The 7,712-nt window shown below is 66.6% G+C and carries 6 protein-coding genes; 3 read left to right on the top strand and 3 right to left on the bottom strand.

What is annotated here, in order from left to right:
- Positions 1-247 precede the first annotated feature (247 nt).
- Positions 248-3,001: a DNA polymerase I gene (gene polA, locus JMF82_RS21205; protein WP_201316511.1), complete on the bottom strand. Its 2,754-nt coding sequence runs from the start codon at positions 2,999-3,001 to the stop codon at positions 248-250.
- 196 nt (positions 3,002-3,197) lie between these two features.
- Here polA and JMF82_RS21200 point away from each other — a divergent pair, with 196 nt between their 5' ends.
- Complete coding sequence (locus tag JMF82_RS21200) at positions 3,198-3,689, top strand: DUF2782 domain-containing protein (RefSeq protein ID WP_236585617.1); 492 nt, start codon at positions 3,198-3,200, stop codon at positions 3,687-3,689.
- 35 nt (positions 3,690-3,724) lie between these two features.
- Complete coding sequence (locus JMF82_RS21195) at positions 3,725-4,156, top strand: EamA family transporter (RefSeq protein ID WP_201316510.1); 432 nt, start codon at positions 3,725-3,727, stop codon at positions 4,154-4,156.
- 11 nt (positions 4,157-4,167) lie between these two features.
- Here the strand turns inward: JMF82_RS21195 and JMF82_RS21190 are convergent, their stop codons facing one another.
- Positions 4,168-4,878: a glutathione S-transferase gene (locus tag JMF82_RS21190; RefSeq protein ID WP_201316509.1), complete on the bottom strand. Its 711-nt coding sequence runs from the start codon at positions 4,876-4,878 to the stop codon at positions 4,168-4,170.
- A gap of 245 nt (positions 4,879-5,123) precedes the next feature.
- Complete coding sequence (locus JMF82_RS21185; protein WP_201316508.1) at positions 5,124-6,005, bottom strand: LysR family transcriptional regulator; 882 nt, start codon at positions 6,003-6,005, stop codon at positions 5,124-5,126.
- Between the two features lie 95 nt (positions 6,006-6,100).
- Between JMF82_RS21185 and JMF82_RS21180 the strand changes: the two genes are divergently transcribed.
- Complete coding sequence (locus tag JMF82_RS21180; RefSeq protein ID WP_201316507.1) at positions 6,101-7,096, top strand: bile acid:sodium symporter family protein; 996 nt, start codon at positions 6,101-6,103, stop codon at positions 7,094-7,096.
- Positions 7,097-7,712: the final 616 nt, after the last annotated feature.

Below are 7,712 nucleotides of genomic sequence, written 5' to 3'. Positions count from 1 at the left end.
CGCCACGCAGAGAAAGTGACCTGGGCTTGCGGCAGCGGTCCGTAAGCCCGCGACCCCGCAGGGGCTTCCTGCGGTCGCAGGCGAGCGCAGTCGCGATAACGCGACAATCAGGGCATAACGACTATGCCGATGAGACGGCAATCAAGACCGGCGCGAAAGGCTGTCGCGCACAGGGTGCGCTCCTACAGTGGCGAGACGGAGGCATGCGTTATGTCGCGGCCACCTTCGCCCAGCCCGGGAAGGGCGCCTAGTGCGCCTCATCCCAATTGGCGCCTACGCCGGCCTCCACCAGCAACGGCACCGACAGCTGCGCCGCGCCGGACATGCGTTCGATAACCCCGGCCCGGACCTCCTCCACCGCGTCCTTGCGCACCTCGAACACCAGTTCGTCGTGCACCTGCATCAGCATGTGCGCATCGTCATTGCGTTGGCCCAGCCAGGCGTGCACCGAGATCATCGCGCGCTTGATGATGTCGGCCGCGGTGCCCTGCATCGGGGCGTTCACCGCGGCGCGCTCGGCGCCGGCCCGCAGGGCCTGGTTGCGGGAGGTGAGGTTTTCCAGGTACAGGCGGCGGCCGAACAGGGTTTCCACGTAGCCGTCGCGGTGGGCCTGCTGGCGGGTGGTGTCCATGAAGGCGTGCACGCCGGGATAGCGGGCGAAGTAGCGCGCCATGTAGTCGCTGGCTTCGCCGCGGTCGACGCCGAGCTGGCGGGCCAGGCCGAAGGCGCTCATGCCGTACATCAGGCCGAAGTTGATCGCCTTGGCGGCACGGCGCTGGTTCGCGCTCACTTCCTCGGGTGCGAGGCCGAACACCTCGGCGGCGGTGGCGCGATGGACGTCGCCACCTTCCTGGAACGCCTTGAGCAGGCCTTCGTCGCCCGAGAGATGCGCCATGATGCGCAGTTCGATCTGCGAATAGTCCGCCGCCAGCACCACCCAGCCATCCGGCGCCACGAAAGCCTGGCGGATGCGACGGCCTTCCTCGGTGCGCACCGGGATGTTCTGCAGGTTCGGGTCGGAGGAGGACACGCGGCCCGTCGCCACGGCACCCTGGTGGTAGCTGGTGTGCACGCGCCCGGTACGCGGATTGACGATCTCCGCCAGCTTGTCGGTATAGGTGGAACGCAGCTTGGCGAGGCCGCGGTAGTCCAGGATCAGTCGCGGCAGCGGATGATCGTCGGCAATCGCCTCCAGCGCCTCCTCGTTGGTGGACGGCTGGCCGGTCGGCGTCTTCAGTTTGGCGGGCAGGCCGAGCTCGTCGAACAGGATGGCCTGCAACTGCTTGGGCGAGTCGAGGCTGAATTCGCGGCCGAGTCCCTTCCAGGCTTCCTGCTGCAGCTCCAGCATGCGCTTGCCGAGCTGCTGGCTCTGCGTGCGCAGGTTGCCGACATCGATCAGCACGCCGCGCTGTTCCATCGCGGCGAGCACGGGCACCAGCGGTATCTCGATGTTCTCGTATACCGAACGCAGCGTGGGTTCGCTTTCCAGCTTGGGCCACAGCGCGTGATGCAGGCGCAGCGTGATGTCGGCGTCTTCGGCGGCGTAGCGACACGCGGTATCGACGTCCACTTGCGAGAACGGGATCTGCTTGGCGCCCTTGCCGGCGACTTCCTCGTACTTGATGGTTTCGTAGCCGATGTACTTCCTGGCCAGCGAATCCATGTCGTGGCGCGTGGCGGTCGCGTTCCACACGTAGGACTCCAGCATGGAGTCGTGCTTGAGCCCCTGCACGACGATGCCGTAATGGGACAGGATGTTGATGTCGTACTTGGCGTGCTGGCCGAGCTTGGGGCGGTCGGGGTCTTCGAAGAAGGGCTTCAAGGCGGCGAGCACGTGGTCGCGCGGCAACTGCGCCGGCGCGCCCGGGTAATCGTGGGTCAGCGGCACGTAACAGGCGTATCCCGGTTCCACCGACAGGCTGAGGCCGACGATGTCGGCCTGCATCGAATCGATCGAGGTGGTCTCGGTATCGAACGCGATAAGCGGCGCGCCGGCGATCTTCGCCAACCACTGGTCGAGCTGTGCCTGCGTGGTGACGAGTTCGTACCGGCCCTGCATGTTCAACGCGGGAATGTCCGCTTCCAGCTCCACGACGGCCGGGGCCGGCATGCTGGAAGGCGGCTCGGGCGCGGCAGCTTCCGTGGACGATGCGGTGGCTTCGGCTTCCAGGTCCTTGAGCGCCGCCTTGAATTCATAGCGCTTGAACAGTTCGCGCAGTTCTTCCACGTGCTTGTCGCGCTGCCTGAGCGCGGTGACGGGCAGCTCCAGGGACACGTCGGTCTTGATCGTCACCAACTGGCGCGACAAGGGCAGCTGCGGCAGCGCCGCGCGCAGGCTCTCGCCGATCTTGCCGCCGATCTTGTCGGCGTTGGCCATCAGGTTGTCGAGGTTGCCGTACTCGGCCAGCCACTTCGCCGCCGTCTTCGGGCCGCACTTGGGTACGCCGGGCACGTTGTCGACGGTGTCGCCGGTGAGCGTGAGGAAATCGATGATCTGCGACGGCTGCACGCCGAACTTGTCGACCACGCCGGCGGTGTCGGTGGTGGTGTTGGTCATCGTGTTGACCAGCTGCACGCCGGGACGCACGAGTTGCGCGAGATCCTTGTCCGAGGTGGAGATCTCCACCTCGATGCCTTGCGCGCAGGCCTCTTCGGTCAGCGTGCCGATCACGTCGTCCGCCTCCACGCCATCCACGCGCAGGATCGGAAAGCCCAGTGCGCTCACGATGGCGAGCATCGGCTCGACCTGCGCACGCAGGTCGTCCGGCATCGGCGGGCGGTTCGCCTTGTACAGCTCGTACATCGCGTTGCGGAAGGTGGGGCCCGGCGCGTCACTGACGAAGGCGACGTAGTCGGGCTTGGCCTTGAGCGTGGCGCGCAGCATGTTGACGATGCCGAACAGGGCGCCGGTCGGCTCGCCCTGCGAATTGCTGAGTGGCGGCAACGCGTGGAAGGCGCGGTAGAGATAGGACGAACCGTCGATGAGGATGAGCTTGGGCATGAGGGGGATTGTCGCACGGGGTGACAGGCGCCGTTCTGGCGGCGCGGGAATGGGGAAACCCATGGCGGGGGACGTTGTCTGCCTTGGCGGCTGGCGCACGGTCGGGCCGTTGAACGCGGCTCCGTCGCAGGATCCCGATTCACGAGCCGCATCGGTGCCCGCTGCTATGCTCCACACCCTACAAGGAGGCCGTCATATGAAATCTGTCACGTGGCTTGTTGTGCTTGGTATGGCGGTCGCATCGAGTGCGCTGGCCCAGTCGGCCAACCAGTTCCCACCCGCGCCGCCGCCGCCGGGGATGAACGACCCGGGCGTTAAGGCCGTCGCACCGCCGGCACCCACACCGGCAGCCAAACCGTCGTCGCCAGCGCCCTCCGCCGACACCTCGGCGACGCTGAGCCAGCCGGCCACCTCTTCGGCGTCATCGCAGCCGCGCGACGCACGTGGCGAGGCGCCGCCGCAGGTCACCGTGCACACCGAGGGCGACCAGACCATCCAGGAATACCGTCGCAGCGGCCAGCTCTACATGGTCGTGGTGACGTCGCGCGCCGGCATCACGCAGACCTACATGGTCGACCAGAAGGGCGCGTGGACCAACCAGGCGGGCGAGCCGGTGAAGCCGGTGATGTACAAGGTCATCGAGTGGGGCAAGAGCAAGTCCGCCGAAGACCAGGACGGCGGCAAATAGGCCACGCCATTGGGCCCGCTCGCCGGAGTACCAGCATGAACCTGCGCGAGAGCTGGCTGCTCTTCGCGCTGGGTTCGGCGTTCTTCGCCGCGCTCACCGCACTGTTCGGCAAGCTGGGCGTGGCGGGCATCAATTCCAATCTCGCCACCTTCATCCGCACCATCGTGATCCTGCTGGTGACGGCCGGCATCCTCAGCCTGCGCAGCGAGTGGGTAAAGCCGACCGGCCTGCCCGCGAGCAGCTGGGTGTTCCTGGTGTTGTCGGGCATCGCCACGGGCCTTTCGTGGCTGTGCTACTACCGCGCGCTGCAGCTGGGGCCGGTGAGCAAGGTCGCGCCGATCGACAAGCTGAGCGTGGCCATCGCCATCGTGCTCGGCGTACTGCTGCTCGGCGAATCGCTGAGCTGGCCGCTGGTGATCGGTGGCGGCCTCATCGTGGCTGGCGCCATCGTGATCGCGGTGTTCTAGGCGCTCGCGCGTCAGGCCTCGTCAAGCTCGGGATAGTGGCGGAAGATGCCGTCTTCATTGAACGCCAGTCGTCGGGGCGATGCGAGATAGGCCGCAACGCGCGGTCGGTCGGCCACGCGCTCGCTGAGCGCGCGCAGATGCGTGGTGCGGCGGCGCAGGCCTTTCATGGTGCGTGGAAAGGCGTACTCCAGGCCGGCCATCAGCTGGAACAGTGAAAGATCCACATAGGAGTGGCGCCGGCCCAGCGCGTGGCGTCCGTCGTTGCGTTCGAGGATATGTTCGAAATAGCCGAGGAACTTCGGCATGCGTTCCCCGCAGAAGGAGGCGGCGCGTTGGCGCGCCGCCGGTCGTTGCTCTTCGTAATACTTGTCGACGGCTATCGGATGATGCGTGTCGTGCGCCTCGGCCACGATGTCGGTGATGGTGAGCTGAAGCTGCAGGGCATAGCTTTGGCTGGCGGCCGATGCGGGCACCAGGCCATGGCGAGGCGCGAGGAAGGCGAGGATATTGGCCGTCTGCGCGATCACCTGGCGGCCGGCACGCAGGAACGGTGGCGCGAACGGCTGCGCGCCTGGCCGCTGGCCACGCAGGAAGGGCATGATCGCCTGGTCGCCTTGTTCGCGCGCGACGTCGGTGTATGGCGCACCCGCGTCTTCCAGCGCCAGCCGCACGAACTCGCCGCGGCCCTGGATCCCGGTCCAGTAATAAAGCTCATAGCGCATGGGCGGCTCCTCGGCAAAAGCAGAAGGCTAAACGGCGCGTGTTCAACGGTGTGTATAAAGCGCCGCGCGCCCAAAAGCGTTGTAGGAGCGCACCCAGTGCGCGACCGCCGCCCCGCGGCATGCCGGTAAGGCCGGCCCGCCACGCACAGGGCGCTCCCACGGAAGACATCCGCCGATACTGCACCGTGACTGTGGGAGCGCACCCAGTGCGCGACCGCAACGCCACATGCCTCCATGACCGGCGGTCAGCGCCGCACCGCAAGCCCCTTCAAGGCCTGCCACACCACCGCCGCGAGCGGCGACAACGAGCGCTGCCTGCGCTTGAGCAGCACCACGTCGCGATGCTCCTGCGGCGTCAACGGTCGTGTCACCAGCGTGGCGGGCGGTGGCGACAGCGCCGGACTCACGCTGATGCCCAATCCCGCCTCGACCATGCGAAAGGCCGTATGCGTGTGGCCCGTCTGCTGCAGCACGGTCGGTTCAACGCCACGGCGTGCGAACACCTGGTCGATCAATCGCCGGCTGCCCGAGGAGTAGTCGAGCAGGATCAGTGGCTGTCCCTGCAGTTTGCGCCAGGGCACGCGGTCCAGCGCGGCCAGCGGGTGGTCGGGACGGCACACCAGCACGAACGGATCGTGCAGGACGAGCTCGCTGTCGAATTCGCCGGTATCGGGCGGCTCGATCGCCAGGCCGAAATCCACCTCGCCGCCGCGCACGCTGTCCAGCACCATCGTCTGCGCCTGGTCGTGCAGTTGGATGACGAGCTCGGGATAGCGGCGCGTGCACTCGGCGATGCATTGCGGCATCAGTCCGGCGGAAAGCGTGGGCACCGAGGCGACGTGCACCTTGCCGCGGCGGCGCTCGCTTTCCGAGTGCACGTGGGCGAGCACGCCTTCGAGTTCATCGAGCACGCGGCCGATGGCGCTCTCCAAGTAGCGGCCGGCCTCGGTGGGTACGACCTCGCGCGTATTGCGGTCGAACAGCTTGAGGCCCAGCTCGCTTTCCAGCTCGGCAATGTGCCGACTGACGGCCGGCTGGCTCAGGTGCAGGCTCTCGGCGGCGCGGCGGAAATGCTGCTGCCGGGCCACGGCGAGAAAGGCACGAAGCTGGCGCAGGCTGATATTCATAATCAAATCATATCAATGAATCAGATAATACGATTTGAATAATCAATGGGGCGGGGGTCCAATAGCGTTCCCGCTTCGTCCGCTCGCCATCCGCCATGTTCCTGCGCCGCTTCCTTCCCGACCGCTTTACCTGCGCCCTGATCGTCACGGTGGCGCTCGCCAGCGTGCTGCCGTGCCGTGGCGCGGCGGCAGGCGCGTTCAATGTGCTGACCGACCTGGCGATCGCGCTGCTGTTCTTCCTGCACGGCGCGAAGCTGTCGCGCGAAGCGGTGGTCGCGGGCATGACGCACTGGCGCCTGCACCTTACCGTGTTGGCCAGCACGTTCGTGTTGTTTCCGTTGCTCGGCGTGCTGCTGCGACCGGTATTGTCACCGCTCGTGACGCCCGACCTGTATCTGGGCGTGCTGTTTCTCTGCACGCTGCCTTCAACGGTGCAATCGTCGATTGCCTTCACCTCGATGGCGCGCGGAAACATTCCTGCCGCCATCTGTGCCGCATCGGCCTCCAGCCTGCTCGGCATCTTCATCACGCCACTCCTGGTCGGCGTGTTGCTGGAGTCGCACGGGCAGGCCGGCATGAGCTGGAACGCCGTGGGCGCCATCGTGTTGCAGCTGCTGGTGCCCTTCGTGGCCGGCCAGGTCGCGCAGCGCTGGATCGGGCGCTGGGTGGAGCGCCGCCGCGCCATGCTTTCCTACGTGGACCAGGGCTCGATCCTGCTGGTGGTCTACACCGCTTTCAGCGCAGCGGTGTTGCAGGGCTTGTGGAAGCAGATGCCATTGCCCGTGCTGGGCGGCCTGCTGGTGGTGAATGCCGTGCTATTGGCGCTGGCCCTGCTCGCGACGCGTTACGGGGCGCGCTTGCTGGGATTCAAGCGTGCCGACGAAATCACCATCGTGTTCTGCGGATCGAAGAAAAGCCTCGCCAGCGGCGTGCCGATGGCGAAGGTATTGTTCGCGGGCCATCCGCTCGGCGCGATCGTGCTGCCGATCATGCTGTTCCACCAGATCCAATTGATGACCTGCGCGGTGCTGGCGCGCAGGTATGCGGCGCGGCCGGTGGAGTTGAAGAACATCGCCGAGGCAACGCGATAACGCCGTTTTCCTGCAGGGGCATATCCTGTGCGCGATAGCCTTTCGCGCCGGTCTGCGCATCGTCGTTTCGATGCATGAAGATTTCTGGTGCTGTCGTTGCCGGGCTTCTGCGACCTTGCTCGCCTGCCGCGGGCTTCCGGGCCGCTGCCGCGGCCCGGGTCACTTTCTCTTGCTTGCCCAAGAGAAAGTAACCAAAGAGAAAGGCACCCCGCGTGGCGCTGGCTGGGCTTCGCCCAGCCAGTGCGTGAGGGGCGGCCGGGCTTTTCGACCGGGCTCCTGCCCGGACGAAAAGTGCCCGACGTCCTGTCGGGCACCCCTGCGGGGCCTGATCGTCCACCCCTCACCGCCCCACAGGGGAAGGTTGAAGGCTCGTGCCGCGGAGCGGCACATCGCGTCGCGATGCCATGGCTGCGGTTCGTTGTGGGAGCGCACCCTGTGCGCGACCGCGGACTGACAGGGTTGCCTCGATTCGCGGTGGTCGCGACCGGAAGGCAAAGGAGCATCGCCACGCTGCGGTCGCGCACTGGGTGCGCTCCTACAGAGGTAGGAAGGAATTTCGCGAGCCCCACCCCTCATCCCAGCCCTCTCCCCAGAGGGGAGAGGGAGAAAAAGCGGC

This window comes from Dyella sp. EPa41, assembly GCF_016586165.1.
Taxonomy (GTDB): Bacteria; Pseudomonadota; Gammaproteobacteria; order Xanthomonadales; family Rhodanobacteraceae; genus Dyella.
This window is presented reverse-complemented; position numbering and strand designations above follow the sequence as displayed.

Bases quoted from the DNA above. Each gene is read 5' to 3' on its own strand.
- JMF82_RS21185 (WP_201316508.1), bottom strand. From the start codon at position 6,005: ATGAATATCAGCCTGCGCCAGCTTCGTGCCTTTCTCGCCGTGGCCCGG.
- JMF82_RS21180 (WP_201316507.1), top strand. From the start codon at position 6,101: ATGTTCCTGCGCCGCTTCCTTCCCGACCGCTTTACCTGCGCCCTGATC.
- polA (WP_201316511.1), bottom strand. From the start codon at position 3,001: ATGCCCAAGCTCATCCTCATCGACGGTTCGTCCTATCTCTACCGCGCC.
- JMF82_RS21195 (WP_201316510.1), top strand. From the start codon at position 3,725: ATGAACCTGCGCGAGAGCTGGCTGCTCTTCGCGCTGGGTTCGGCGTTC.
- JMF82_RS21190 (WP_201316509.1), bottom strand. From the start codon at position 4,878: ATGCGCTATGAGCTTTATTACTGGACCGGGATCCAGGGCCGCGGCGAG.
- JMF82_RS21200 (WP_236585617.1), top strand. From the start codon at position 3,198: ATGAAATCTGTCACGTGGCTTGTTGTGCTTGGTATGGCGGTCGCATCG.